The organism is Delftia sp. PX-1 (genome assembly GCF_055797465.1).
Window position 1 is genome coordinate 1,114,789 of record NZ_CP184763.1, and the last position, 24,257, is coordinate 1,139,045.

20 protein-coding genes are annotated in these 24,257 nt (G+C 68.6%); 10 read left to right on the forward strand and 10 right to left on the reverse strand.

Annotated features, from left to right (window positions below):
- Nucleotides 1–72: 72 nt before the first annotated feature.
- The 3 genes from ACN20X_RS05225 to ACN20X_RS05235 form a co-directional block, all read right to left on the reverse strand.
- The gene (locus ACN20X_RS05225; RefSeq protein WP_016450725.1) at nt 73–1,209 is read right to left on the reverse strand and encodes a PilT/PilU family type 4a pilus ATPase; all 1,137 of its coding nucleotides are present in this window, start codon (nt 1,207–1,209) and stop codon (nt 73–75) included.
- A 129-nt stretch (nt 1,210–1,338) separates the two neighbouring features.
- Nucleotides 1,339–1,971, reverse strand: coding sequence for a cyclic nucleotide-binding domain-containing protein (locus tag ACN20X_RS05230; RefSeq protein ID WP_016450724.1), 633 nt, complete (start codon nt 1,969–1,971; stop codon nt 1,339–1,341).
- Nucleotides 1,972–2,002: 31 nt separating this feature from the next.
- Nucleotides 2,003–3,046: a type IV pilus twitching motility protein PilT gene (locus ACN20X_RS05235; RefSeq protein ID WP_016450723.1), complete on the reverse strand. Its 1,044-nt coding sequence runs from the start codon at nt 3,044–3,046 to the stop codon at nt 2,003–2,005.
- A 37-nt stretch (nt 3,047–3,083) separates the two neighbouring features.
- On the opposite strand from ACN20X_RS05235, the gene ACN20X_RS05240 reads away from it, so the two are divergent.
- A complete protein-coding gene (locus ACN20X_RS05240; protein WP_016451989.1) occupies nt 3,084–3,809 on the forward strand; it encodes a YggS family pyridoxal phosphate-dependent enzyme in 726 nt (241 codons plus the stop codon).
- Nucleotides 3,810–3,847: 38 nt separating this feature from the next.
- On the opposite strand, the gene ACN20X_RS05245 is transcribed toward ACN20X_RS05240, so the two are convergent.
- Nucleotides 3,848–5,131 carry a branched-chain amino acid ABC transporter substrate-binding protein gene (locus ACN20X_RS05245; RefSeq protein WP_016451988.1) on the reverse strand — a complete coding sequence of 428 codons (1,284 nt, stop codon included), beginning with the start codon at nt 5,129–5,131 and terminating at the stop codon, nt 3,848–3,850.
- A 26-nt stretch (nt 5,132–5,157) separates the two neighbouring features.
- Complete coding sequence (locus ACN20X_RS05250) at nt 5,158–5,880, reverse strand: TetR/AcrR family transcriptional regulator (RefSeq protein ID WP_016446678.1); 723 nt, start codon at nt 5,878–5,880, stop codon at nt 5,158–5,160.
- Between the two features lie 159 nt (nt 5,881–6,039).
- Between ACN20X_RS05250 and ACN20X_RS05255 the strand changes: the two genes are divergently transcribed.
- The 5 genes from ACN20X_RS05255 (at nt 6,040) to ACN20X_RS05275 (ending at nt 13,758) form a co-directional block, all read left to right on the forward strand.
- A complete protein-coding gene (locus tag ACN20X_RS05255) occupies nt 6,040–7,635 on the forward strand; it encodes an AMP-binding protein (RefSeq protein WP_016451987.1) in 1,596 nt (531 codons plus the stop codon).
- Nucleotides 7,636–7,651: 16 nt separating this feature from the next.
- Nucleotides 7,652–10,945: a carboxyl transferase domain-containing protein gene (locus ACN20X_RS05260; protein ID WP_473210343.1), complete on the forward strand. Its 3,294-nt coding sequence runs from the start codon at nt 7,652–7,654 to the stop codon at nt 10,943–10,945.
- A gap of 102 nt (nt 10,946–11,047) precedes the next feature.
- Entirely contained in the window at nt 11,048–12,190 is a 1,143-nt protein-coding gene (locus ACN20X_RS05265; protein ID WP_016451985.1) for a pyridoxal-phosphate-dependent aminotransferase family protein, read from the forward strand.
- Nucleotides 12,191–12,335: 145 nt separating this feature from the next.
- A complete protein-coding gene (locus tag ACN20X_RS05270) occupies nt 12,336–12,755 on the forward strand; it encodes an FKBP-type peptidyl-prolyl cis-trans isomerase (RefSeq protein WP_016446675.1) in 420 nt (139 codons plus the stop codon).
- An 88-nt stretch (nt 12,756–12,843) separates the two neighbouring features.
- Complete coding sequence (locus ACN20X_RS05275) at nt 12,844–13,758, forward strand: DMT family transporter (protein ID WP_016446674.1); 915 nt, start codon at nt 12,844–12,846, stop codon at nt 13,756–13,758.
- A gap of 9 nt (nt 13,759–13,767) precedes the next feature.
- On the opposite strand, the gene ACN20X_RS05280 is transcribed toward ACN20X_RS05275, so the two are convergent.
- Both ACN20X_RS05280 and norR read right to left on the reverse strand, forming a co-directional pair.
- Nucleotides 13,768–14,949, reverse strand: coding sequence for a Fic family protein (locus ACN20X_RS05280; RefSeq protein WP_016446673.1), 1,182 nt, complete (start codon nt 14,947–14,949; stop codon nt 13,768–13,770).
- Nucleotides 14,950–15,073: 124 nt separating this feature from the next.
- Nucleotides 15,074–16,645, reverse strand: a complete 1,572-nt coding sequence (gene norR, locus ACN20X_RS05285) for a nitric oxide reductase transcriptional regulator NorR (protein WP_310036320.1) — start codon at nt 16,643–16,645, stop codon at nt 15,074–15,076.
- A gap of 120 nt (nt 16,646–16,765) precedes the next feature.
- Between norR and hmpA the strand changes: the two genes are divergently transcribed.
- A complete protein-coding gene (gene hmpA, locus ACN20X_RS05290; RefSeq protein ID WP_209670044.1) occupies nt 16,766–17,992 on the forward strand; it encodes an NO-inducible flavohemoprotein in 1,227 nt (408 codons plus the stop codon).
- A gap of 112 nt (nt 17,993–18,104) precedes the next feature.
- Here hmpA and ACN20X_RS05295 read toward each other — a convergent pair whose 3' ends face one another.
- Entirely contained in the window at nt 18,105–18,362 is a 258-nt protein-coding gene (locus ACN20X_RS05295) for a DUF3297 family protein (protein WP_016446670.1), read from the reverse strand.
- A gap of 120 nt (nt 18,363–18,482) precedes the next feature.
- Between ACN20X_RS05295 and ACN20X_RS05300 the strand changes: the two genes are divergently transcribed.
- Nucleotides 18,483–19,787 carry a DUF445 domain-containing protein gene (locus ACN20X_RS05300; RefSeq protein WP_016446669.1) on the forward strand — a complete coding sequence of 435 codons (1,305 nt, stop codon included), beginning with the start codon at nt 18,483–18,485 and terminating at the stop codon, nt 19,785–19,787.
- A gap of 166 nt (nt 19,788–19,953) precedes the next feature.
- Here the strand turns inward: ACN20X_RS05300 and ACN20X_RS05305 are convergent, their stop codons facing one another.
- Nucleotides 19,954–20,121 (reverse strand): hypothetical protein, encoded by a 168-nt coding sequence (locus ACN20X_RS05305; protein ID WP_160851600.1) that lies wholly within the window; start codon nt 20,119–20,121, stop codon nt 19,954–19,956.
- Here ACN20X_RS05305 and ACN20X_RS05310 point away from each other — a divergent pair.
- The gene (locus ACN20X_RS05310; protein WP_133072598.1) at nt 20,120–22,147 is read left to right on the forward strand and encodes a ligand-gated channel protein; all 2,028 of its coding nucleotides are present in this window, start codon (nt 20,120–20,122) and stop codon (nt 22,145–22,147) included. The genes ACN20X_RS05305 and ACN20X_RS05310 overlap by 2 nt on opposite strands.
- Before the next feature lie 121 nt (nt 22,148–22,268).
- A complete protein-coding gene (locus ACN20X_RS05315; RefSeq protein ID WP_133072597.1) occupies nt 22,269–23,213 on the forward strand; it encodes a siderophore ABC transporter substrate-binding protein in 945 nt (314 codons plus the stop codon).
- On the opposite strand, the gene ACN20X_RS05320 is transcribed toward ACN20X_RS05315, so the two are convergent.
- Nucleotides 23,189–24,190 (reverse strand): arsenic resistance protein, encoded by a 1,002-nt coding sequence (locus ACN20X_RS05320; protein ID WP_473210344.1) that lies wholly within the window; start codon nt 24,188–24,190, stop codon nt 23,189–23,191. The two genes, ACN20X_RS05315 and ACN20X_RS05320, sit on opposite strands and share 25 nt — an antisense overlap.
- Nucleotides 24,191–24,257 lie beyond the last annotated feature (67 nt).

Below are 24,257 nucleotides of genomic sequence, written 5' to 3' on the forward strand. Positions count from 1 at the left end.
GGTGGCGCAGGGGCGCGCGGTGTGCGGCCCTGGAAGGAGCCGGTGTCCCGGCTCGGCGCGCTGAAGGCGCGTTCAGACGATGGCGAAATGCTCGGTGCCCGCCGCCAGGTCCAGCGACTTGGCGCGCTGGCTGCCCAGCTTGATCTGCAGCCGCAGGTCGTTGACCGAGTCCGCATTGCGCAGGGCATCCTCGTAGGTGATGAGGTTGGACTCGAACAGGTCGAACAGCGCCTGGTCGAAGGTCTGCATGCCCAGGTTGCGGCTTTTCTTCATGATCTCCTTGATCTCGGTGACTTCGCCCTTGAAGATCAGGTCGGAGATCAGCGGCGAGTTGAGCATCACCTCGATGGCGGCCACGCGCCCCTTGCTGTCCTGCTTGGGCAGCAGGCGCTGGGAGACCATGGCGCGCAGGTTCAGCGACAGGTCCATCAGCAGTTGCGGGCGGCGCTCTTCGGGGAAGAAGTTGACGATGCGGTCCAGCGCCTGGTTGGCGCTGTTGGCGTGCAGCGTGGCCAGGCACAGGTGGCCGGTTTCCGAGAAGGCGATGGCGTGCTCCATGGTCTCGCGGTCCCGGATTTCGCCCATGAGGATCACGTCCGGTGCCTGGCGCAGGGAGTTCTTGAGCGCTGCTTCCCAGCTGTCCGTGTCCAGGCCCACCTCGCGCTGCGTGACCACGCAGTTCTTGTGCGGGTGCACGAATTCGATGGGGTCCTCGATGGTCACGATGTGGCCGTAGGAATTCTCGTTGCGCCAGTCCACCATGGCGGCCAGCGTGGTGGACTTGCCCGAGCCCGTGGCGCCGACCAGGATGCACAGGCCGCGCTTGGTCATGGTCACTTCCTTGAGCACCTGGGGCACGCCCAGGCTGTCGATGGTGGGCAGGGCCAGCGGAATCGTCCGCATCACCATGCCCACGCGGCCCTGCTGGATGAAGGCGTTGACGCGAAAGCGCCCTATGCCCGGCGGCGAGATGGCGAAGTTGCACTCCTTGGTGCGCTCGAAATCGGCGATCTGCTTGTCGCTCATGACGGAGCGCGCCAGCGTCAGCGTGTGCACCGGCGACAGCGGCTGCGGCGACACCTTGGTGATGCGCCCGTCGATCTTGATCGCCGGCGGGAATTCCGCCGTGATGAACAAGTCGCTGCCGTTGCGGCTGACCATGAGCTTGAGCAGGTCGTTGATGAACTTGGTGGCCTGATCTCTTTCCATTGCCGTATTCCCCCGGGCATTGCGCACCGTCGTGGCGCGCAGGTTGTTTTGTTATGTGCAGGTGGTCCGGTCCGGCCCGGATGGGCCAGGCGTCCTCATATTCGACTCATTCGCCGACTCATTCGCCATCTAAGTGTGCTGCTCCTCGCCCAGGCGCACGCTGATGGCACGCAGCCGGAACGAGAGCTTGCGCGCCAGCAGCGCCATCAGCTTGGCGGCCAGCGCGGCATCCTTGACCATCATTTCGTCCAGCGCCTCTGCGCTGAGCACGCCGATCTCGCAGTCGGTCAGCGTGGTGCAGCTGGAAAAGCGCGGCCCGCCGTCGAGCAGCGACATCTCGCCGAGGATGTCGCCGGGCCGTGTCTGCGCCAGGCGCATGCGCTCGCCCCAGGGCTGCTGGCGCTCCACGGCGATCTGGCCGGACAGCACCACCGCCATGAAGCTGCCGTTCTCCTCCTGGCGGATCACGTCGCGCTGCGGCGCCACGGCCGCGTAGATGAAGTATTCGCTCAGCCGGTGCAGGCTGGCGGCGTCAAGCTGGCCCAGGTAGCGGTCGCGCGACCACAGCTGCTCCAGCTGGGTGACGCTGCCGCGCGGCAGCCGCGTGGCGCCCACCTCGATGGCGCGCGCCTCCCAGGGAACGGGAGGCGTGTGCGGGTCCATGAAGCCATGCGCCGCCAGCGTGGTCGTGAAGAAGGCCGACTCGGAGGCCGGGGCCGAAGGGTCCTGGCCGCTTCGCAGCTTGCGGAAAATGCTTTTCATGGCGCGTGGCGAGAGGCTGGGCCGGAGGCGGTCAGCCCGGGAAGTTGTCCGGTATCTTGGCCTTGGCGCGCGCTTCGGCCGGGCTGATCAGGTTGCGCCGCACCAGATCGGTCAGGTTCTGGTCCAGCGTCTGCATGCCCACATTCTGACTCGTCTGGATGGTGGAGTACATCTGGGCCACCTTGGCCTCGCGGATCAGGTTGCGGATGGCGCTGGTGCCCAGCATGATCTCGTGGGCCGCGATGCGGCCCTGGCCGTCCTTGGTCTTGCACAGCGTCTGCGAGATCACGGCCTGCAGCGATTCGGAAAGCATGGCGCGCACCATCTCCTTTTCCTCGGCCGGGAAGACGTCGATGATGCGGTCGATGGTCTTGGCGGCGCTGGAGGTGTGCAGGGTGCCGAAGACCAGGTGGCCCGTCTCGGCCGCGGTCATGGCCAGGCGAATGGTTTCGAGGTCACGCATTTCGCCCACCAGGATGGCGTCCGGGTCCTCGCGCAGCGCCGAGCGCAGGGCGGCCGAGAACGACTGCGTCATCGGCCCGACCTCGCGCTGGTTGATCAGGCACTTCTTGGAGTCGTGCACGAATTCGATGGGGTCCTCCACCGTCAGGATGTGGCCGTACTCGGTCTCGTTGAGGTGGTTGACCATGCCGGCCAGCGTGGTGGACTTGCCCGAGCCCGTGGGGCCGGTCACCAGCACCAGGCCGCGCGGCTTCAGGGCCAGGTCGGCGAAGATGCGCGGCGCGTTGAGCTGCTCCAGCGTCAGGATCTTGCTGGGAATGGTACGGAAGACGGCGGCCGCGCCCCGGTACTGGTTGAAGGCGTTGACACGAAAGCGCGCCAGGCCCTCGATCTCGAACGAGAAGTCCACCTCCAGGAACTCCTCGTAGGCCTTGCGCTGGGAGTCGCTCATGATGTCGTAGACCATGGCGTGGACAGTCTTGTGGTCCAGCGGATCGACATTGATGCGGCGCACATCGCCGTGCACGCGGATCATCGGCGGAAGCCCCGCGGACAGGTGCAGGTCGGAGGCCTTGTTCTTGACGCTGAAAGCCAGCAATTGGGTGATGTCCACGGAGTTCGCTCCCTCGTTTGGTACGCTGGCGGCAATTATGACGACGATTGAAAACAAGCTTCAACAGATTCACGAACGGATTGCCTCGGCCTGCGCGCAGGCGGGCCGGGCGGCCGGCTCGGTGCAGTTGCTGTCCGTCTCCAAGACCTTCGGCGCCGACGCCGTGCGCGAGGCCGTGCTGGCCGGCGAGCGCAGCTTTGGCGAGAACTACATCCAGGAAGGCGTGGACAAGATCGCCACAGTGCGCGCCATGGGCCTGCCGGGCGGCGAGGCCCTGCAATGGCATTGCATAGGCCCCATCCAGAGCAACAAGACGCGCCTGGTGGCCGAGCATTTCGACTGGGCCCAGACCGTGGACCGCCTGAAGATCGCCGAACGCCTGTCGGCCCAGCGCCCCGAAGGCCTGGCGCCGCTGCAGGTCTGCATCCAGCTGAACGTGGATGGCGGCGAGACCAAGGCCGGCGTGGCGCCCCAGCAGGCGCTGGAGCTGGCCGCCGCCATCGTGCAGCTGCCGCGCCTGGTGCTGCGCGGCGTGATGAGCATTCCCGACGATGTGCCGGGCTTCGAGGCCCAGCGCGAGGTGCATGCCCGCGCCACGGCCGTGTTCGCGAAGATCCGCGCCAGCGGCCTGCCGGGGCTGGAGCGCTTCGACACGGTGTCCATGGGGATGACGGGCGACCTGGAAGCGGCCGTGGCCGCCGGATCGACCATGGTGCGCGTGGGCAGCGGCATCTTCGGCCAACGAAACTACGCCCCGCATTGAGCGGGGCGTAGCTGGCTTGGCTGGCGGGGCAGGCCGCCTCAGCGCCCGCCTGGCCGCTTCATCTGGCAGTCCGTGGGCAGCTCCACCTGCTCGGGCGTGTAGACGGCGTCGGTGCGAAAGCCGTAGTTCGTGCCTTCCCAGCCGGTCTTGACCAGTTTGCCATCCACGGGCGCGATGGTGTTGACCACCTGGGGCAGCAGCAGCTGGTGGTCCTTGCCGCGCATGCGCACGGGGCCGACCACGGTGTCCATCTGCAGGTCCTCCAGGGCCAGCGCGATCTTCACAGGTTCGGTGGACTGTGCCTTGGCCATGGCGGCGGCCAGCATGCGCGGCACCAGGTCCATGCGCGGGGCCAGGAAGTCCTTGCCCATGCGGGCCTTGTATTCCTGGGCGCGGGCGTCGGCCAGCGGGCGGCCGGCCTGGCCCGGGTGCCATTCGGCCACCCAGGTCAGCTGGCCGATGCGGGTCTGGGCGAAGGATGTCACCGTGCCCGGCATGCCGCCTGCGCTGTGGTTGAAGTAGCGCAGGTCATAGCCCGAGTCGGCCGCCGACTTGAGCAGCAGGGTCAGGTCCTGCCCCCAGTTGCCCGTGATCACCGAGTCCGCACCCGTTTCCTTGATCTTGGCCACGTAGGGCGCGAAGTCCTTGACCCGGCCTATGGGGTGCAGCATCTCGCCCGTGAACTGGATGTCGGGCCGGGCCGCGCTCACCATCTGGCGCCCGTAGGCCGCCCACTGCTTGCCGTGGGCGTAGTCCTGGTTGAGCAGGTAGACCTTGCGGATGCCCGGCTGGGTCTTGATGTAGCTGGCAATCGCCTGCATGCGCATGGCGGTGTTGGCATCGAACATGAAATGCCAGAAGCTGCAGGCCTTGCCCGTCAGCTCGGGGTCGATGGAGGAGTGGTTGAGCACCAGCACCTCCTTGCCCGGATTGCGCTGGTTGTGGCGCGAGGCCGCCTGCACCAGGGCTGCCACCACCGACGAGCCCGATCCCCCGGTCACCACCACGCGCGCTCCCTGGTCTAGGGCTGCCTGCAGCGCGGCCTGGCTTTCCTGGGCCGAGAGCTTGCTGTCGAACTGCAGCAGCTGCAGCTTCGCCCCGTTGAACAGACCGCCCTTGGCGTTCACGTCCTCGACCGCGTACTGCACGTGGTCCCGCATCAGCTCGCCCGTGCTGACGAAGGGGCCGGACAGCGGGTCGATGAAGGCGATCTTGAAGCTGTCGGTTCCCTGGGCGTGGGCGGCCGTGCTGCACAGCAGGGCGGCGGCGAGTGCCATGGATGGCTGGGAATATCGTCGGATGCAATGGCGGCGGATCGGCATGTCTTGTCTCCTCGAAGGAATGGTCGTCAGTCCTTGCCGGGCGGCTCGGCCCGGGGCCGGCTGCGCCGTGCAGGCGTCTTTTTCGCGGGGGATGCGGCAATGGCTTCGGGCGCGGTGGCTGGCGCCGTGCGCAGGCCCAGCACGCGGCTGGCCAGCTCGGTCAGCTCGGCCACCATCTCGGCCGTGCCCAGGCGGCCGCCGGGGCGGTACCAGTTGTAGAGAAAGCCCGGCAGGCTGCAGGCGGCCTGGGCGGTGATGCGTGTCTCGCGAAAGTCCAGGTGGCCGCTGGCGCGGCCTTCTTCGAGCAGCGCGCAGAACTGACGGTAGAACTGGCGCGCCAGCGTGCGCGAGGCCTTCATGTACGCCGGGCTGAACGCCTGGGGCTCGCGGTAGGGAAAAAAGGCCGCAGGGTAGTGGGCAATGGTGGCCGCGATCAGGCGCTGCAGGCCGTCCACGGCCTTCTCGTGCGCGGCGCGCGGATCGTCGGCCGCGAAGTCCAGCACCGTGAAGCAGGCCTCGGTGGGTGCCCAGCACAGGGTCTCGAAGATCTCCTGCTTGTTGCGGAAGTAGTAGTAGACGAAGGGCTTGGTCACGCCCAGGGCCTGGACGATCTGCTCCATCGTGGTGTTGGCGTAGCCGTTGCGGTCGAACAGGGCCTCGGCCGCCTTGAGGATGCGTTCGCGCTTTTCATCGGAGCCGGCCGTGGGAAGGCGCTGGCGGCCGCGCGGGGTGACAGGGGGCTTGGGCATGCGGGAAATCTCGTGTCGCGTCGGTGGCTGCGATGGTTATACCGGTGGGTAGCAATGTTCTACCAGCGGGTATATATTGGCAAGCCGCTGGACCCCAAAACAAATCAAGGCTATCCCTTAGGACTGGTTCCGGGATGGCCAGACACCCAGGAGACAAGCATGGCGGATTCCGAGACCCTCATTCCCCTGCATGAGGCCCTGCGCCGCAATGCGCGCAACCACCCCGGCCGCGACGCCTACATCTGGTATGGCCGCCACATCAGCTGGGCCGAGATGGATGCGGCCAGCGACGCCTTTGCCGCGCGGCTGCAGGCGCTGGGCGTGGGCCGGGGCGAGCCCGTGGCGCTGTTCATGAACAACTGCCCGCAGTACATCGTGGCGCACTACGGCATCCAGAAGGTCGGCGCCATCGTCTGCCCCTGCGGGCCGCTGAACAAGGAGCATGAGCTGCAGTACCAGCTCGATGACCTCCAGGCCCGCGTCATCGTCGCGGCCGATGTGCTGCTGCCCGTGGTGGACAAGGTGCGCGCCAGCACGGCGCTCAGGCATGTGCTGGCCGTGCGCTATGGCGACTGGCTTCCTGAATCGGCCACGCTGGCGCTGCCGCCCGAACTGCAGGCCCCCGTGCAGCCGCTGCCCGAGGGCGTGGAATCGTTCTGGGATGTCATGCACAGCGGCGCCAAGCCCGTGCCCGTCGATGTCGCCATGGACGATGTCTCGCTGATGACCTATACCTCGGGCACCACGGGCCTGCCCAAGGGCGCCATGCTCAGCTACGGCAACGCGGCCAGCAAGACGGCCGGCGCTTCCAGCGCCACGGGCGTGAACGCCGGGGACATGCTGCTGGCCGTGGCGCCGCTCTATCACATTGCCGGCATGTCCATGGGCGTGAACATGCCCGTGCACAGCGGCGCCACCTGCGTGCTGCTGCACCGCTTCGACCCGCTGGCCGTGGCCCAGGCCCTGGAGCGCTACCGCGTGACCTGGTGGTACAGCATCGCGCCCATGAACGTGGCCGTGATGCAGCTGCCGGGCGTGGAGGCCATGGACTTTTCCGCGCTGCGCCGCAATACGGTGACCAGCTTCGGCATCGCCTACACCGAGGAGCTGGCGCGGCAGTGGAAGCGCTTCACCCCGAACTGCATCTCCAGCGAGGCGGCCTACGGCCTCAGCGAGACCCACACCATGGACACCACCATGCCCGGCGATGCCATCCGCTGGGGCACGCACGGCAAGCCGCTGCCCGGCAACGAGGTGCGCATCATCGACCCCGAGACCGGCGAGCCCCTGCCGGCCGGCGAAGTGGGCGAGATCACCATCCGCGGCCCCGGCAACTTCAAGGGCTACTGGAACAAGCCCGAGGCCACGGCCAGGACCCTGAAGAACGGCTGGGTCCACACGGGCGACATGGGCCGCTTGGACGCCGAGGGCTACCTGACCTTCATCGGCCGCTTCAAGGAAATGATCAAGGTCTCGGGCTACAGCGTCTTCCCCGAGGAGGTGGAGGCCATCCTCATCAAGCACCCGGCCGTGGCCCAGGCCGCCGTGATCGGTGTGCCCGACCCGCAAAAGGGTGAGGTCGTGCGCGCCTTCATCGTCACGCGGCCGGGCCAGCAGATCGCGGCCGAGGACCTGGTGCAGTGGTCGCGCGAGAACATGGCCAGCTACAAGGCGCCGCGCGAGGTGCGTTTCATCGAGGCGCTGCCTGCCACCGGAGCGGGCAAGGTGCTGCGTCGCTTGCTGCGCGATCAATGAGAAAGACCGAAGACCCATGTTCCAGAAGATCCTGATTGCCAACCGCGGCGAGATCGCGCTGCGCATCGTGCGCGCGCTGCGCGAGCTGGGTGTGCCCAGCCTGGCCGTCCATGCCGCAGACGATGCGCAGGCGCCGCATGTATCCGCTGCCGATGCAGCCGTGCCCCTGGACGCCAGCGGCCCCTCGGCCTACCTGGACGGCGCCCACCTGCTGCGCATTGCGCGCGAGCACGGCTGCGACGGCATCCATCCGGGCTACGGCTTTCTCAGCGAGAACGCCGGCTTTGCCCAGGCCTGCGCCGACGCGGGACTGCGCTTCATCGGCCCTGCACCCGCCCATCTGGCGCTGCTGGGCGACAAGGCCCGCGCACGCGATCTGGCGCGCCGCTGCGGCGTGCCGCTGATGCCGGGCAGCAGCGAGGCCGTCACGCTGGAACAGGCTCAGGCCTTCTTCGAGGCGCAGCAGGCCGGGGGCGCCAGCGGCATCATGGTCAAGGCCATCGGCGGCGGCGGCGGGCGCGGCATGCGCGCCGTGGCGCGTGCCGAGGACCTGCCCGCTGCCTACGAGCGCTGCCGCAGCGAGGCGCGCGCCGCCTTCGGCGTGGACGGTGTCTATGTGGAGCGTCTGATGACGGGCGCACGCCATATCGAGGTACAGATCCTGGGCGATGGCGGCGCCGCCCCCATCGCGCTGGGCGAGCGCGAATGCACGCTGCAGCGGCGCTTCCAGAAGCTGGTCGAGATCGCGCCCAGCCCCAGCCTGGCGCAGCCGCTGCGCGAGCGCATCACGCGCGACGCGCTGCGCATGGCCGCCGAGATCGGCTACGAGAGCCTGGGCACCTTCGAATTCCTGGTCGATGCCGCCTCCGACTCCCTGCCCTATGTCTTCATCGAGGCCAACCCGCGCCTGCAGGTCGAGCACACCATCACCGAGGAAGTCTTCGGCATCGACCTGGTGCAGACCCAGATCCGCATTGCGGCGGGCGATCACCTGGGCGAGCTGGGCCTGGATGCCAGGACACCCCCCGCGCCGCGCGGCTATGCCATGCAGTGGCGCATCAATGCCGAGACGCTGGATGCCGCAGGCCATTCGCGCCCCGGCAGCGGACGCATAGGCGCATTGCAGTGGCCGGCCGGCCCCGGCATCCGCATCGACACGCATGCGGTGGCGGGCGCCAGCCCCTCGCCGCACTACGACACGCTGCTGGCCAAGCTCATCGTGCACAGCAGCGGGCCGCGCTTCGAAGACGTGCTGCGCCGCGCACGCCGCGCGCTGGACGAATGCCGCATCGACGGGCTGGCCACCAACCTGCCGCTGCTGCAGGCGCTGGCCGGCCGGCCCGAGATGGCGTCGCAGGCCGTGCACACACGCTGGCTTGAAGAGACCCTTCCAGAGTTGGTGGCGGACGCCCAGGCGCTGGCCGAAGGCGCGCGCCGCACGGCCGTGGCCGCCGATGTTGCGATGACTGCCGAGGCTGCTGGCGCGCCCGTCCCCGAAGGCGCCATCACGGCCCCCATGCCCGCACGCATCGTGCAGTGGAGCGTGGCCGTGGGCGATGCAGTGTCCGCAGGTGCCGAGCTGGGCGTGCTCGAAGCCATGAAGATGGAGCATGTGCTGCTGGCGCCGCAGGCCGGCGCCATCACGCAACTGCTGGCCGAGGCCGGTGCCTATGTGGCCCAGGACCAGCCCCTGCTGGTGCTGGCCGCCGCCGAAGGCGTGCAGGCCGACGCACGCGCGCAGCAGATCGCCCAGGACCCGGACCACATCCGCGCCGACCTGCGCCGCGTCATCGACCGCCATGCCTTCACGCTGGACACCGCCCGCCCCGAGGCCATGGCCAAACGCCATGCCCAGGGCGGCCGCAGCGCGCGCGAGAACATCGCCGATCTTTGCGATGAGGGCAGCTTCATCGAGTACGGCGCGCTGGCCATTGCCGCGCAGACGCGCCGGCGCAGCATGGACGACCTGATCGCCAACACGCCGGCCGACGGCATGGTCACGGGCATGGGCTCCATCAACGGCGCGCAGTTCGGCCAGGAGCGCTCGCGCGCCGTCGTCATGGCCTATGACGCCACCGTGCTGGCCGGCACCCAGGGCGCGCGCAACCATGCCAAGACCGATCGCATGCTGGGCATTGCGCTGGCCCAGAAGCTGCCCGTGGTGCTGTTCGCCGAAGGCGGCGGCGGGCGGCCCGGCGATACCGACACGCCCGTGGTCGCCGGCCTGCATGTGCACACCTTCGCGGCCTATGCGGCACTGTCGGGCCAGGTGCCGGTGATCGGCATTGCACACGGCCGCTGCTTTGCGGGCAATGCAGCCCTGCTGGGCTGCAGCGACGTCATCATCGCCACGCGCGCCAGCACCATCGGCATGGGCGGGCCAGCCATGATCGAGGGCGGTGGCCTGGGCGTGTTCCGCCCTGAAGAGATAGGACCCAGCGGCATCCAGCATGCCAATGGCGTGATCGACGTGCTGGTCGAGGACGAGGCCCAGGCCGTGGCCGCCGCGCGCCACTACCTGTCCTTCTTCCAGGGCCGCACCACGGAGTGGACCGCGCCCGACACGCGCGCCCTGCGCCATGTGGTGCCCGAGAACCGGCTGCGTGCCTATGACACGCGTGCGGCCATGGCGCATCTGGTGGACGAAGGCAGCCTGCTGCCGCTGCGCACGGGCTTTGGCGCAGGCATCCACACGGCGCTGGCGCGCATCGAAGGCCGGCCCGTGGGGCTGATGGCCAACAACCCCTCCCACCTGGGCGGTGCCATCGACGCCGATGCGGCCGACAAGGCCGCGCGCTTCATGCAGCTGTGCAACGCCCATGGCCTGCCCATCGTGAGCCTGGTGGACACGCCGGGCTTCATGGTCGGCCCCGAGATCGAGAAGACCGCCCAGGTGCGCCATGTCAGCCGCCTGTTCGTCACGGCGGCCAAGCTGCGCGTGCCGTATTTCAGCGTGGTGCTGCGCAAGGGCTACGGCCTGGGGGCCATGGGCATGACGGCGGGCAGCTTCCATGCGCCGGTGTTCAACGTGGCCTGGCCCACGGGCGAGTTCGGCGCCATGGGTCTGGAAGGCGCCGTGCGCCTGGGCTTTCGCAAGGAACTGCAGGCCCTGCCCGAGGGCGCCGAACGCAACGCCCTGTTCGACCGGCTGCTGGCCCAGCAGTACGCCCACGGCGAGGCCATGCACATGGCCGGCACGCTGGAGATCGACGCCGTCATCGACCCCGCCGACACGCGCGCCTGGCTGTCGCGCGGCCTGGCGGGGGCGCGCGTGGCACCCGCCCAGGCGGGCTTCGTGGACACCTGGTAGGCCCTGAAAACGCTGCAGGCGGCGTGCTAAGCTGATCCTCTTTTCGACGAACACGATGGCGGGCCCGCTCAAGCGGGCCCCGCTGCCTCTGGAGACCTTCCCATGCCCGGACTTCTGCCCGATATCGATCCCGACGGCCTGCTCGAATTCTCGGTGGTCTACACCGACCGCGCGCTCAACCACATGTCCAAGCGCTTCGCGGGCGTGATGCAGGACATCCTCACCACGCTGCAGGAGGTCTACCACGCCCACACGGCCGTGCTGGTGCCGGGCAGCGGCACCTTCGGCATGGAGGCCGTGGCGCGCCAGTTCGCCAATCGCGAAAAGGTGCTCATCGTGCGCAACGGCTGGTTCAGCTACCGCTGGACGCAGATCTTCGAGGAAGGCGGCCTGGGCGGTGGCGCCGTGGTCTGCAAGGCCCGCCGCCAGGGCCCGGGCAGCCAGGACCCCTGGGCGCCTTGCGCGGCCGAGGACGTGGCCGCCGCCATCCGCACCGAGAAGCCCAAGGTCGTGTTCGCGCCCCATGTGGAGACGGCCAGCGGCATCATCCTCAGCGACAGCTACCTGCGCGCCGTGGCCGATGCCGCGCACGAGGTGGGTGCGCTCTTCGTGCTGGACTGCGTGGCCTCGGGCGCCATGTGGGTGGACATGGAAAAGACCGGCGTGGACGTGCTGATCAGTGCGCCGCAAAAGGGCTGGAGCAGCTCGCCGTGCTGCGCCATGGTCATGCTCTCGCAGCGCGCGCGCGAAGCCATCGAGCACACGCAAAGCTCCAGCTTCTCCTGCGACCTCAAGAAGTGGATGCAGATCGCCGAGGGCTACGAAAAAGGCCAGCACGCCTACCACACCACCATGCCCACCGACGCCCTGGTCCGCCTGCGCGACGTGATGCTGGAGACGCGCGCCTACGGCTTCGCCAAGGTGCGCGACGAGCAGATCGCCCTGGGCGCCAAGGTGCGCGCCCTGCTGGAGTCGCGCGGCTTTCCCAGCGTGGCGGCCGAGGGCTGGAAGGCCCCTGGCGTGGTCGTAAGCTACACCACCGACCCCGGCATCCAGAGCGGCAAGAAGTTCATGGAAGCCGGCCTGCAGACCGCCTCGGGCGTGCCCCTGCAGTGCGACGAAGGCCCGGACTTCAAGACCTTCCGCATCGGCCTGTTCGGCCTGGAAAAATGGCATAACGTGGACCGCACCGTCGGCCACATCGCCAAAGCGCTGGACGACATCGGTGTAAATGGCACCCCCTGAGCGGCTGCGCCGCTTCCCCCAGGGGACGACGCCTTCGCTGCGAGGCGGCTCTTGCTCGGCGTCTCGCCTTCAGGCAGTGTCAGCGCTTGAGGCCGCACGGCATGGCATTGCTGTTGAATGCATTTTTTGATTTGAAAGAGCCCTCATGAACAAGACCCTCACCACCCTGGCCGCCTCCTGCGGCCTGATGCTCGCCGCACTGACCGGCGTGGCGGCCCATGCGGCCGAACCCGTCACCACGGCCAGCGGCCTGGTCTATGAAAGCCTCAAGGAAGGCACAGGCGCCAGCCCCAAGGCCAGCGACACGGTGCGCGTGCACTACCGCGGCTACTTCCCCGACACGGGCAAGGACTTCGACAGCTCCATCACGCGTGGCCAGCCCATCGAGTTCCCCCTGACCGGCGTGATTCCCTGCTGGACCGAAGGCGTGCAGAAGATGAAGGTCGGCGGCAAGGCCAAGCTGACCTGCCCGCCCTCCATCGCCTACGGCAGCCGTGGCGCGGGCAGCGTGATCCCGCCCAACGCCACGCTGAACTTCGAGGTGGAACTGCTGGGCATCAAGTGATGGCCGGCCCGCTGGCCGGGCCATCCCCCGCCTGATGCGAAGCCGGCCTGCGGGCCGGCTTTTTCACGGTCGCTGAAAGGAAGACGTCGTGGACCCACGCAAACCGCTGGACGCGCGCGCCGCCGCGCTGATGCTCATGCTGTGCCTGATCTGGAGCCTGCAGCAGATCCTGCTCAAGGCCACGGCCGATGCCATCGCGCCCACGCTGCAGATCGCGCTGCGCTCTGGCGCGGGCGCCGTGCTGGTGTGGCTGTTCATGCGCTGGCGCGGCATGCGCGTGCAGTGGGGCGACGGCAGCTGGCGCCCGGGCCTGGCCGTGGGCACGCTGTTTGCGCTGGAATTCCTGCTGGTGGGCGAGAGCATCAACCACACCTCGGCCGCCCATGTGGTGGTCTTCCTGTATTCCGCTCCCGTGTTCGCGGCGCTGGGCCTGCACTGGAAGCTGCCCTCGGAGCGCCTGGCGCCGCTGCAATGGCTGGGCATCGTGCTGGCCTTTGCCGGCATTGCGCTGGCCTTCCTGGGCGGCGGCAAGCCTTCGAAGGCAGCCGGCGCCGCCATGCTGCTGGGCGACCTGCTGGCGCTGGCCGCCGGCGTGGCCTGGGGCGCCACCACGGTGGCCATCCGCACCACGCGGCTGGCATCGCTGCCCGCCGCGCAGACCCTGCTCTACCAGCTGGCCACCGGCTTTGCGCTGCTGCTGCCCGCCGCCTTCCTGCTGGGCCAGACCCGCTTCGAGCCCACGCCCCTGGCCTGGGCCGGCCTGGCCTTCCAGTCCGTGCTGGTCTGCTTCGTGAGCTTCCTGGTCTGGTTCTGGCTGCTCACGCAATACCTGGCCTCGCGCCTGGGCGTGTTCTCTTTCATGACGCCCATCTTCGGCGTGGTCTTCGGGGCCTGGCTGCTGAGCGAGCCCATCGAGCCCAACTTCCTGGCCGGGGCACTGATGGTGCTGGCAGGGGTGCTGCTGGTGAGCGGGTATGGGTGGCTGATGTCGCTCAGGCGGTGAGGCCAGGGATCAGGCCGGCCGGGGTAGCGGATCCGTGCCCTCGTTGAGCACGGAAAGATAGCGCTGATAGCTGAAGACCCGGCCTCGCTTGCGGCCGGTCACTTCCTCGATGATGCCCAGGCGCTGCAAGTCGGCGAGCGCCGTGTTGACGGTGGGCGAGGACAGTCCCGTCTGCCGGACCAGCTGGTTGGACGTCAGGAAGGGGTTGAGCTGGAACAGGTCGTGGATGCGCAGCGTGGAGCTGGCGCGTTCGCCTTCGGTCGCGATGCGTTCGCGGTCCTGCCTGAACAGGTCGACGATATGCGTGGCGGCCTCGAAGGCCTGGTTCGCGGTCTGTGCCACGCCGGTGAGAAAGAAGTCGAGCCAGGCTTCCCAATTGCCGTTCTCGCGCACTTCCTGGAGCAGCCGGTAGTACTCGGCCCGGTGCGTCTTGAGAAATAGGCTGAGGTAGAGCAGCGGCTTGTTCAGCACGCCGTTGATGCAGAGGTACAGCGTGACCAGCAGGCGGCCGATGCGGCCATTGCCATCGAGGAACGGATGCAGTGTCTCGAATTGCACGTGCAGCAGGCCGGCCTTGATGAGGGCGGGCAGGCGGGAAGCATCTTCGTGCATGAAGCGTTCAAATGCGTCGAGGCAGGGGCCAAGCTCGTTGACGGGCGGCGGCACGAACAAGGCATTGCCTGGACGCGTGCCGCCAATCCAGTTCTGCGAGCGCCGGAACTCGCCGGGGCTCTTGGTGCCGCCGCGTCCGCTTTGCAGCAGCCGGCCATGCATCTCGCGGATCAGGCGCAGTGACAGCGGCAGGTCCCGCAGGCGCTCCAGTCCGTACATCATCGCGTCCACATAGTTCGAAACTTCGCGGATGTCGTCGATGGGCTGGCCCGCCTGGGCCTCGGCTTCGAAGCGCAGCAGGTCCGACAGCGTCGATTGCGTGCCCTCGATCTGCGAAGAAAGCACGGCCTCCTTGCGCACGTACATGTAGAGGAACAGCTCCTGGCGGGGCAGCAGCATGGTGATGCCATCGAGCCGTCCCAGCGCACGCTCGGCAAGGCTGAGCTTTTCCAGGAGGACGAGCACATCGATGGCCGGCTCCGGCGGAAGCGGTGGCGGCACGAAGGCGCGTACCTTCTCGCCTGCTGCGGATGTCTCGATGAAGCGGCCAAGCCGCTGGCTGGTAGGGGAATCGGGCATGGGCTGACTATGGCTTCGGACGCTTATTTAAGCAAATGCGGTTTTTCTTAAATAACGAGAGCGCCAAGTTAAGCAGACTTAAATAAGCCTTCGTCTCAAGGCGGCGGGCCGGCCGCATGACCCCTCATGCCAGTCCCAGCCGCCGCGCCAGCCGCTGCAGGTTGGCGCGGTCCATCTGCAGTTCGCGTGCGGCGGCGGCCCAGCTGCCGTGGTGGCGCTGCAGGCTGGCCTTGATCAGCTGGCGTTCGTAGCTTTCGACGGCATTGCGCAGGCCTTGGGGGCTGGCGCCGGGCGATGCGGCCTGCGGGACGGGCAGGGTCGGGGTGGCCGTCGCCGGGGGCTGCGCGTCATCCCGGAGATCGGCCTGCCCCAGCGTGACCATGCGCGCCCGGCCACCGGCCGGAGTGCCGGAGGGCGCACGGCTGAGCGCCCGCAGCACGCCGCGGCTGATGAGGTGCTCCAGTTCCCGGACATTGCCGGGCCAGTCCTGGGCGAGCAAGGCCGATTGCGCAGCGGGGTGCAGGCGCAGTCCGCCCAGGCCCAGGCGCGAACGGTTTTCCTCGAGGAAGAAGCCGGCCAGCATCAGCACGTCGCTGTCGCGCTCGCGCAGCGCAGGCACGCGCAGCGGGTAGACGCTCAGGCGGTGGAAGAAATCGGCGCGCATGCGGCCTGCCGCCACCTCGGCGGCCAGGTCGCGGTTGGTGGCGGCGATCACGCGCACGTCCACATGGTGCTCGCGGTCCGAACCCAGGCGCTGCAGCTGGCCGCTTTGCAGCACGCGCAGCAGCTTGGCCTGCACGGGCAGGGACAGCTCGCCCACTTCGTCCAGGAACAGCGTGCCCTGGTCGGCCTGCTCGAACTTGCCGCTGCGCTCGGACAGCGCGCCCGTGAAGGCGCCGCGCACATGGCCGAACAGCTCGCTTTCGACCAGGTTGTCGGGAAGGGCCGCGCAGTTGATGCTGACCAGCGCCCGGCCCGCGCGCGCCGACTGGGCATGCACGGCCTGGGCCACCAGTTCCTTGCCCGTGCCGGTCTCGCCCGTGATCAGCACGTTGAGGTCGCTGGCCGCGACCAGGGCGATGTCCTTTTGCAGCGCGCGCATGGCCGGGCTCTGGCCGATCAGCGGACGCGATGAATCGCCCCCCGGGGCGGCGCCGGGTGCGGGCAGGGCGCGCGCACTGCGCGCCAACCGGCGCAGCCGCTCGGCCGTGGTCACGGTGGCCGCCGCCAGGTTGCTGAAGGCCTGCAGCGCCGCCAGCGCGGCCGGGTCGGCAAAGCGCCCCGGGTCCAGCGCGTCCAGCGTCAGCAGGCCCCAGGGCAGGCCGCCCGTCTGCAGCACGCAGCCCATGCAGTCGTGCACCTCCAGCGGCCCGTGGCCCTGGGCCACCAGGCCGTCATAGGGATCGGGCAGCGGGCTGTCGGGCGCAAAGCGCATGGCCTGGCCCGCGGCCAGCAGCTGGGCGAAGCGCGGGTGCTCGGCAATGCGAAAGCGCCGGCCCAGCGCATCGGGCACCAGGCCATCGATGGCCACGGGCCGCAGCCACTCGCCTTCCAGGCGCAGCAGGGCGGCGGCATCGGCCGGCAGCACGGCGCGCAGGGCTGCCAGCAGGCGGCGAAAGCGCTCGCGCTCGGGCAGGTCCTGGGCCAGGTCGGCCACCAGGGGGGTGAGGGCGTGCAGGGCGGTGGATGTGGTCATAAAGACTGCGATGGCTGTCAAAAGGACTCGATTTGACGAGCGTCATATTGACGCATGAAACGCCAAGCCCTTGTTCTTCAAGGGTCGCGGGACTGGCACGGCCCTTGCCTTTGCCAAGGCATGTCCGGCATCGCACCGGGCATGTCCGTTCCCGTACCCAAGGAGTTTTCCGTGCTGACCGACCGCCAACGTGCCATCGTCCAATCCACCGTTCCGCTGCTTGAAACCGGCGGCGAAGCGCTGATCACGCATTTCTACCAAACCATGCTGGGCGAGTACCCCGAGGTGCGCGCCCTGTTCAACATGGCCCACCAGCAAAGCGGCGCCCAGCCGCGTGCCCTGGCCTACAGCGTGCTCATGTACGCCAGGCACATCGACCGGCTGGACGCCCTGGGCGACCTGCCCGCGCAGATCATCAACAAGCACGTTGCGCTGCAGGTGCAGCCCGAGCACTACCCCATCGTCGGCACCTGCCTGCTGCGCGCCATCCGCGAAGTGCTGGGCGCCGAGATCGCCACCGACGAGGTCATAGCCGCCTGGGGCGCCGCCTACCAGCAGCTGGCCGACATCCTGATCGGCGCCGAGCGCCAGGCCTATGACCGCACGGCGGCGGCCGAAGGCGGCTGGCGCGGCGAGCGCGCCTTCGTGGTCGAGGACAAGGTGCAGGAAAGCGCCGAGATCACGTCCTTCTACCTGGTGCCCGCCGACGGCGGCCCCGTGATCGCCCACCAGCCCGGCCAGTACATCGGCCTGCGCCTGGTGGTGGACGGCCAGGAGCAGCGGCGCAACTACTCCCTGTCCGCACCCGCAGACGGGCGCAGCCTGCGCATCAGCGTCAAGCGCGAGGCGGGTGGCAAGGTCTCCAACTTCCTGCACGACCGGGTCCGGGTCGGCGACACGCTGCAGCTGTTCCCGCCCGCAGGCCACTTCACGCTGCAGCCCGGCGAGCGCCCGCTGGTGCTGATCAGCGGCGGCGTGGGCATCACGCCGACCCTGCCCATGCTGGACGCGGCCTTGCCGACCCGGCGGCCCGTGGTCTTCATCCACTGCGCACGCGAGCGCGGGGTGCATGCCTTCCGCGAGCATGTGGATGCGCTGGCTGCCGTGCATCCGCAGCTCACCCGTTACTACTGCTATGACCGGGCGGAGGAGGACGATGGGGTCGATGCGCAGGGCCTGCTGACCGCCCGCCAGCTGGGTGAATGGCTGCCCGCCGTGGATGCCGATGTCTACTTCCTGGGGCCTCGGCCGTTCATGCGGTCGGTGAAGGAATCGTTGAAGGCCCTGGGGGTGCCGCAGGAGCAGGTGCGGTATGAGTTTTTTGGGCCGGCCGAGGCGCTCCAGTAGGCTTTGCCGGAGCCTGCCCTGGGTGGTTCCTGGCTCTGCCGCACCCCTGGCATGCCTTTGTCGCGCCCCTTGTAGCACCTCTGTGGCAAGAGGTGCGACAAGGTCCGAAGGCTCAGCGGTAGAAGGCTTGCACGGTGCCCTTGAGCTTGATCAGCAAGGGCCTGCCCTTGCGATCCACCGTCTTGCCCGCGGGCACCTTGATCCATCCCTCGCTCACGCAATACTCCTCCACGTCGAACCGCTCCTTGCCGTTGAAGCGGATGCCGATGTCGTGCTCGAACACGGCTGCCACGTGGTGCGGGCTGCGCGGGTCGATGGACAGGTGGTCGGGCAGGGCGGGGCGCTCGGCGGATGCGTTGGCGTCGGTCATGGTCTTGTTCTCGCAAGAGGGTTCTGAAGAAAGCCGGTATTGTCCGCGCAATCCGGGGTCAGGCGCTGGCTGACAGGCATTGGCGGCAGGCATCGCCACGCGGGGCCCGGCGGGCGTCGTATGCTGCGCTCCATGCTGTCGCCAGAGCAACGTCAAACACTGAAGTCGGCCAAGCGCCTGCCGCTGGCGTTGCTGCTGCTCATGGCGCTGGGCTTCGTGGCCTCGTCGGTGGCGGCAGCGCACTGGCAGCAGGTGCCGCTGTGGCTGGCCTGCATCAAGGCCGTGACCGAGGCCTCGCTGGTCGGCGCGCTGGCCGACTGGTTTGCGGTGTCTGCCCTGTTCCGGCACATTCCGCTGCCCGTGGTCGGGCGCCACACGGCCATCATTCCGCGCAACAAGGACCGCATCGGGCTGAACCTGGCGAATTTCGTGCGGGACAAGTTCCTGGACGGGCCTTCGCTGGTGGCGCTGATCGAGCGCCATGATCCCGCGCGCGTGCTGGCAGGCTGGCTGACCTCACCGGCCAACAGCACGCTGCTGGGGCGGCAGGTGGCGCGGCTGGCGCTGGCGGCGCTGGAGATGGTGCAGGACCGGCAGGTGGAGCGCTTTCTTTCGCACTCGTTCAAGGCCTTGCTGGAGCATCTGGACCTGCCGCGCGCGGCGGCGGACCTGCTGTCGGGCCTGACCCAGGACGGGCGCCACCAGGCCGTGCTCGACGATGTGCTGGCGCGCGTCAGCGGCGTGCTGCGCGAATCCGAGACCCATGTGCTGATCGCCCGGACCATCGTGCTGTGGCTCAAGCGCGAGCATCCGCTCAAGGAAAAGATGCTGCCTACGGACTGGCTCGGCGACAAGGGTGCCACGGCCATCGCCGGGGCGCTGGACAGCCTGCTGCAGGACATCGCCAGCGATCCCGGGCACCACATGCGCAAGGCGTTCGATGCCTCCGTGCAGCGGCTGATTGACCGGCTGCAGTCCGACCCGGCCATGGCCGATCGCGCCGAGCGCCTGCGCGACTACCTGCTGCACGACGAGAAGCTGGCCGGCTACCTGCGTTCGCTGTGGCTGGGCCTGCGCGCCAGGCTGCAGGCGGACCTGGCCAACGAGCATTCGCAGGTGGCGCGCAAGACCGCGGCCATGGGCCGCTGGCTGGGCCAGTCGCTGGCGCATGACGAGGCGCTGCGCCACTCCATGAACGAACGCCTCAAGCGCTGGGCCCAGGCGCTGGCGCCCGATGTCTCGCAGTTCCTGGCCCAGCACATCGCCGACACCGTGCGGCGCTGGGATGCGCGCGAGCTGTCCGAGCTGATCGAGCTGCACATCGGCAAGGACCTGCAGTACATCCGCATCAATGGCACCGTGGTCGGCGGTGCCGTGGGGCTGCTGCTGTTCCTGGTCTCCAATGCGGGGCGGCTGTGGTCCTGATCTTCGTATCAGGATGTTGCCTGCCGGCCACATCCGGCCAACTTTACAAAGCCGCCGTGTTCGCCGGAACGCCGTGAATCGTGCCGGGCGCTGCACGCGCCCGGGCACTGGCGGCCCTGCATGTCATTGATGAACAAGGCAACATTCAGCATCCTGAATGAATTGCTCACAGATCGGTCCGCTTGTAAAGAAAAACAGCAGCTGCGCTGCTGTCGGCCAGGCCGTTGTCGGCGGGAAAATAAAATAAGAACGATTCGCACTCATCAAAAACAACAGAGCGGATGCGCACCCCGGTCGTTCGACCGTCCGTGATTCTTCTTGCGAGCTTTCCCATGCACAACTGCACAGCCCCCGCGGCGGGCCGTGGCTTTGCCCTGTCCGCCCTTTGCACCTCCCTGCGTGCTTCGTTTCCCTCCACCGTCGTTCCCCTGCGCCGCACCGCGCTGGGCGCCTGCCTGGGCCTGCTGGCCTCGGGCAGCGCGCTGGCCCAGGCAGCAGACGGGGCCGCGCTGGAAACCCTGGTCGTGACGGCCAGCGGCTTCGAGCAGGAGATCAGCCAGGCGCCGGCCTCGATCTCGGTGATCACGCGCCAGGAACTGGAGCAGGGCGCCTACCGCAACCTGCACGATGCCCTGCGCGATGTGCCCGGCGTGATCCTCACGCCCTCGGACAACAACTCCAACGACATCTCGTTGCGCGGCATGGGCGCCAACTACACCCTGATCCTGGTGGACGGCAAGCGCATGAGCACGCGCGAGACCCAGACCAACGGCAGCACGGGCACGGACCAGAGCTGGATTCCGCCGCTGGAGGCCATCGAGCGCATCGAGGTGGTGCGCGGCCCCATGTCCTCGCTGTACGGCTCGGACGCCATGGGCGGCGTGATCAACGTCATCACGCGCAAGGTGGCGAAGAACTGGCATGGCTCGGTGCGCGCCGACGCCACGCTGCAGGAGCGCTCCACCTCGGGCGATGCCTACCAGACCAACTTCTACCTGTCAGGCCCGATCAAGACCGACCTGCTGGGCCTGAGCCTGTACGGCAACTACGGCAAGCGCGACCAGGACCGCATCTACCAGGGCTACAACAAGAGCGACAACCGTTCGCTGAACCTGCGCCTGGCGCTGACCCCCAGCAAGGACCACGACCTGATCGCCGAGATCGGCACTTCGCGCCAGCACTTCGTTTCGTCGCCTGGCATGACCCTGCTGCCCACCGATGCGCCCAGCGACCGCAAGTTCGAGCGCGAGAACTACTCGCTGCAGCACAAGGGCCGCTGGGGCTGGGCTTCCTCCGACACCTATCTGCAGCGCGAGGAAACGCGCAACCTGTCGCGCGACATGACCATCAGGAACACGGTGTTCAACAGCAGCTGGGTGGCGCCGCTGGGCCGCCAGCACCTGCTGACCACGGGCGTGTACTACAACCAGCAGGACCTGCGCGACACGACGACCAATACGCTGCCGGGCTCGGCGCGCACCACGGCCGATCGCACGCAGTACGCCTGGTTCGCCGAGGACGAGTGGCGCCTGCGCGAGAACTTCGCCCTGACCGGCGGCCTGCGCTACGACCACGACAGCAAGGGCGGATCGCAATGGAGCCCGCGCCTGTACGGCGTGTGGAACCTCGACGCGCAATGGACCGTCAAGGGCGGCGTGTCCACCGGCTTTCGCGCGCCCTCGCTGCGCCAGACCCTGGGCGACTGGGGCCAGTCCAGCCGCGGCGGCAACATCTACGGCAACCCCGACCTGAAGCCCGAAACCTCGCTGAGCAAGGAACTGGGCGTGCTCTACAACAACGGCGCCGGCCTGTCGGCAGGCCTGACGGTGTTCGACAACGAGTTCAACGACAAGATCACGCGCATCGCCTGCCCCGAGTGCGGACCGGCCAATTCCTCGGGCAACACGCCCACCACCAACGTCAATATCGACAAGGCCATCACGCGCGGCATCGAAGCCACGTTCAAGGCCCCGCTGGCGCGCACGCTGGACCTGAGCAGCAGCTACACCTTCACCAAGTCCGAGCAAAAAAGCGGCGAGTTCGCGGGGCAGCCGCTGAGCCAGCTGCCGCGCCACATGCTCAACCTGGCGCTGAACTGGAAGCCTTCGCAGCAATGGGCGGGCTGGGCCAAGCTGTCCTACCGGGGCAAGGAAAGCCAGCCCACGGGCGGCCGTTCGGCGCGCACCTGGGTGGCCGGCAGCTATGCCATGTTCGACATGGGCGGCTCCTACAACTACAGCAAGGACGTGACCTTCTACGCAGGCATCTACAACCTGTTCGACAAGGACGTGTACTACGAGGACTACGCCACGGTGCAGGACGGCCGGCGCTACTGGATCGGCATGAACGTGAAGTTCTAGGTATCCCGGCCGCAAGGGCGGCCGCTGCCCGTGGCCTGCGGATCGGGCCGCGCCGCTTCCCGGCGCGGCACCCGCCTCCGGAGCCCGGAACTCCTTTCATTTTTTCCTGGGATTCTTTGCCATGACCTTCGATATCACGCGCCGCGCGGCGGCGCTGGCCTTGCCGGCCTTGTTCCTGGGGACTGCGGCGGCGGCCCCGCTGTCCGTGCGGCATGCCGGGGGAATGACCAGCCTGCCCGCCGCACCCCGGCGCGCGGTGGTTTATGACCTGGGGGCGCTGGATGCACTGCATGCGCTGGGCGTGCCCGCGTCGGCGGTCGCAGGCGTGCCCCGGGCGCAGCTGCCCCGGTACCTGGACAGCTTCGCGCAGCGGCCTGCGGCGGGCGGGCTGTTCGAGCCCGACTACGAGGCGCTGAGCCGCCTGGCGCCCGACCTGATCATCGTGGGCGGGCGCTCGGCCGGCAAGGCCGAGGTGCTGGGACGCATCGCGCCCACGCTGGACCTGAGCGTCAGCGGCAAGCACATGCTGGCCGATATCGAACGCAACATCGCCACGCTGGCGCTGCTGTTCGGCCGCCAGGCGCAGGGCCGTGCGCTGGTGCAGCGCATCCACGCCGAGCTGCAGGGCCTGCGTGCCCAGGCCTCGCAGGCCGCGCCGGGCCTGCTGCTGATGGCCGTGAACGACAAGCTCCTGCCGCAGGCGCCGGGATCGCGCTTCGGCTTTCTGTTCGATGTGTTCGGCGCGCGCTCGGCGCTATCGGCCGCGCAACTGCCAGCCCGCGGCACCGCCTACGGCTTCGATGATGTGGCGCGGCTGGACCCCGAGTGGATCTACGTCATCGACCGCAACACGGCCACGGGCCAGGCGGCAGGCGGCGGCGAGATCATGGCTTCGCGCAAGGTGTTCGACAACGCGCGGATCCACGCCACGGCGGCCGGCCGCAAGGGGCAGGTCGTCTTCCTCGATCCCAAGGGCTGGTACCTGATGGGCAGCGCCGGGCCGACGGCGCTGCTGGACAACATGGCGCAGCTGCGGCAGGCCTATGGCGCGGCGTCATCGCGTTGACCGCGGGCCAGGGCCGGCTCCCGGTCCCGGCCCCACAGCGCAATCACGCGCACATAGGCCAGCTCGGCCAGCAGCTCCACCAGCGTCTGCGTGACGATGACGGCCGGCAGCACGGGAATGGCGCCGGGCACGGCCAGGGCCAGCGGCAGCACGACCAGCGAATTGCGCGTGCCCGCGCTGAACGCGACCGCGCGGCCTGCGGGCGCAGGCAGCCGGAAGGCGCGCGCCACCAGCCAGCCCAGTGCGGGCGCCGCCACCGCAAAGGCCGCATAGACGGGCACCACGCTCCAGGCGGCCTGCGTGGCCGGGCCCAATTGGGGCAGCACGGAGGCGATCACCACGAACAGCACCAGCGCGGTGGCCGGCACGGGCAGCAGGCCCAGCCATGCCGAGGCGCTGGCGCCGCGCCGGCTGCGGGCCGCCCACAGCTGCGTGGCAGCGGCCAGGGCCAGCGGCACGGCGATCAGCCACACGAACGCATGCAGGAAAGGCCCCGCCTGCACGAGCCGCGCCGCATCGTCGCCCAGGAACAGGCCCAGGTAGCCGGGCAGGGCCAGCATCTGCGCGATCAGCAGGGCCGGCGTGGCCGCCAGCAGCAGGCGCGCATCGGCGCGTCCCAGGTGGGAGAAGGTGACCACGTAGTCGATGCAGGGCGCCAGCAGCACCAGCAGCGCGCCCAGGCGCAGCAGGGGGTCGGCGGGCAGGAACTGCAGCAGCGCCCAGACCAGCACCGGCACCACGATGAAGTTGGCCACCATCAGCGCGGTCAGGAAGCGCACCTGGCCAAAGGCGCGCCGCAGCTCGGCCACGGGCACCTGCAAGAAGGTCACATAGAGCATCAGTGCCAGCGCGGGGTTGATGGCACGCTCCAGCACGCCTGTGCCGGGCAGCGCCCAGGCGGCAACTGCGGCCAGGGCCACGGCGGCGAAGTAGATGGGGATCTGGCGCTGTTCGAGCGCGTCTCGGGTGTCTTGCATTCAGGAGGCCGATGGCGGCGGGTACGGGGCGGGTACGCGGATGTGGGGCGGATGTGGGGCGCCTAGT